The organism is Pseudomonadota bacterium (assembly GCA_030860485.1).
GTDB lineage: Bacteria > Pseudomonadota > Gammaproteobacteria > JACCXJ01 > JACCXJ01 > JACCXJ01.
On the sequence record JALZID010000120.1, the window covers coordinates 1 to 2,890 of the forward strand.

At 65.3% G+C, this 2,890-nt stretch carries 3 protein-coding genes; all 3 read right to left on the reverse strand.

Annotated elements, in window-relative coordinates:
- Positions 1-86: 86 nt before the first annotated feature.
- On the reverse strand, positions 87-713 hold the full coding sequence (locus M3461_06855) for a hypothetical protein (GenBank protein MDQ3774094.1): 627 nt from the start codon (positions 711-713) through the stop codon (positions 87-89).
- Positions 714-871: 158 nt separating this feature from the next.
- A complete protein-coding gene (locus M3461_06860) occupies positions 872-1,249 on the reverse strand; it encodes a hypothetical protein (protein MDQ3774095.1) in 378 nt (125 codons plus the stop codon).
- A gap of 246 nt (positions 1,250-1,495) precedes the next feature.
- Positions 1,496-2,890 (reverse strand): exodeoxyribonuclease V subunit alpha (gene recD / locus M3461_06865; GenBank protein ID MDQ3774096.1); only part of this gene is annotated, 1,395 nt, incomplete at its 5' end.

Here is a 2,890-nt window from a genome sequence, read left to right on the forward strand (position 1 = left end):
CCGCGAATCACCGCCGCCGGCCAACTCGTACACTGAAGCGATCCAGCCCCATTTGTAGTGGAGACCTTTTGACCGCGTAGCCCAATCTATGCGCCTTCCAGGCTGGGTACCCCCTCCAGTTGAGAAAGATGGGCTAGGTTCAGCGGGGTCTTGAAATAATGAGAATTAGGGATAGCCTCCCGTCCAGCCCGAAAATCACCGTCTGGATCTTGGACCTCCTTGAAGAACTCACGCTGTCCGTTTTCCAATGTTGCCTCGCAGCCCGGTCCGTAGAAAACGGTGTTGTCTCCCTTGCGTAACTGGGCCGCACCGCAACTCTCGGCTTGGCGCTCCTTCGTGCTCTGAGTGATTAGTGCTTTGGGATTGAGCTTGTAAACCACGCGTTTCGCTTTCTTGCCTCGCAAGGAACTAAGCGCTTGCAGAACCTTCTGCCGGTTCTCGTCCGTGATCCGCCCAGACCGAATGTTCGCCCTCCTGAGCGATTCCCGAACGATCTGCTCGCAGCGTTCCAGCGGGAACTTTTCGGCATAGCGGGTACGGTCTTCGAGGGCCTCGGCGTCCTTCGATTCTTCATCGATGGACTGCAGGCGCCTGAACGTGACCTCCGCCACCTCCTCAACACTGTAGGTCTGATGCTCGATGCGGGTCTTGAACTTCGCGCGCTCGCTTGTGACCGCCCGTTCGAATTCGATGGTAACGTCTTCGGCCTCCACCTGCGTGGGCAGGTCGACAAAACCTCCCTCCAGAAAGCGGTACTCACCCCGCTTCGCGAACTCGCTGGTATCCTCCTCTCGGGTGTAGTCGAGATTGTGCAGCTCGAAGTGGTAGAACGATGAGTCAATTACGGTCGATGAAAGCCGTCGCTCGATCTCTAGGATCTCATCGACCAGATGACGGATCCGCCCTGACCATTGATCTGAATTCGCTCCCTGTTGTCGGGCAGCGCGACGCGCCGTGCAATCTCCATCGCCGCGGCGATCTGAGCCGCCTTGGCCCCCTTGAGCCCTTTCACATCAAGGAGCGTCGACAAGGGTACTTCAGCCATCCCGCGCAAGGTTCCAAAGCGCTGCAATAACTGGCGCCCCAACTCTACCGCATTTGTCCCCTGCAACCCTACACGCAACAGCATGGCAAGTAGCTCTGCATCTGTCAACGCATGCGGACCACGGCGAAGCAGCCGTTCGCGTGGCCGTTCGTTTTCCGGCCAGGCGATAATTCCTTGCGAGCGTTTCCTTATCTTGCTGTCCATGCCGCATCAAGGAGTGCGGGCGCACAGGGGTGCGCCGGCTCCTGCCGGTCGCGACCATGGACGAGTGGCTGTCAGGTGTCGTGCCCGGCTCAAGCTGTGCCTCATCCGCAGAGAGGGCGCGTGCCGGCTTTCCGAGTTCACCCCCGATCCTTCCAACGCCCTACAGGCGCTGTGGGGCGATTTCGGTTAGTTAGACGCCTCGCGGACTGCGGGCGCGTCTGCGCGTTCCTCAGACAGCACAGTGCCTCACCGGCCGGGCTCCTCCCAGAGACCCAACGGCGCTTTCGGTGATCTTCGGGTGATCGTGTCGCGGAGCACCGCGGCCCTGGCCCACAGGCGCACCGAGGTGCGCGCTCGCGTGAGCGCCGTGTAGAGCAACTCGCGCGTCAGGACGCGGCTGTCGCGGACGGGCAGGACCACCTCGACGCGCTCGAATTCGGAGCCCTGGGCCTTGTGGACGGTCATGGCGAAGGCGGTTTCGTGCTCGGGCAGGCGGCTGGGGGCGAGTGGGCGGGTGCCACCATCGAGGTGCGGGAAATGTACGAGGAAGCCTCCTCCCAGTCCCGGGAGTGTGACGCCTACATCGCCGTTGAAGACCCGCACCGTGTAGTCGTTGGCCGTGATCAAGACCGGGCGCCCGGCGTACCAGGAGGCGCCGGAGGGCGGCCCGCCGAGCGCCGCGCGGAAGCGCTCGGTGAGGAGCGCGTTGAGGCGGGCGGTGCCTTGCTCGCCCTCGCGCACCGCGCACAAGACCCGGCGGCGCTCGAAGGCCGCGAGCACCACCTCGGGTGGCGCGCCGCTCTGCACCGCATCGAGATACTCGGCATAGCCCTCGATCAGGGTCGCGGCCAGAGGCTCCGCTCCGGGCACCGTGTCCTGCCACAGGACCTCGGAGCCGACTTCACCCCCGGAGCGCGTCGCCAGCCAAGCCAGCACCGCCTCGGCATCTTCCTCCCTGACACGCTCGACCAGCGCCCGGATCGCGCCGCCCTGCGCGTAGCGGTGGCCGTGTTCGAGCCACACCACGGCATCGGAGAGCCCTTGCGCCGCCCCGATCTCGGTCTCGGGAAGCGTCTCATCGGTCAGGACCTGGACGCTCTCACGCATCTCGGCGCTCATGCCGCGCGTCACGCAGAGGTTCGCGAACACCGTCCCGGTTTCGACGGCGCTGAGCTGGTCCTGGTCGCCGAGCAGGATCAGGCGCCCCTCCTCGGGCAGCGCCTCGACGAGCTTGGTGGCGAGGGCGAGGTCCAGCATCGAGGCCTCGTCCACGACCACCAGATCATAGGGCAGGGGATGGTCGCGGTCATGGCGGAACGTGACCCGGCCCGGCCGGTGGCCGAGCAGCCGGTGCACGGTGTAGGCCTCGGCCGGCAGCCGCGCCTTGACCTCAGCGGCCACCGGCAGCCCGGCCAGTTGGTCACGCAGGGATCCCTGCAGGCGCGCAGCCGCCTTGCCGGTCGGGGCCGCGAGCGCGACGCGTAACGCAGGGTGGAGGGCAAGCAACAAAGCCAGGACCTTGACGACCGTGGTGGTCTTGCCGGTCCCGGGTCCTCCCGAGACGATGCAGAGGTGCCGGAGCAGCGCCGTGGCCGCGGCGGTCTTCTGCCAGTCCGGCCGCACCCCGCCCTCATGCGGGAA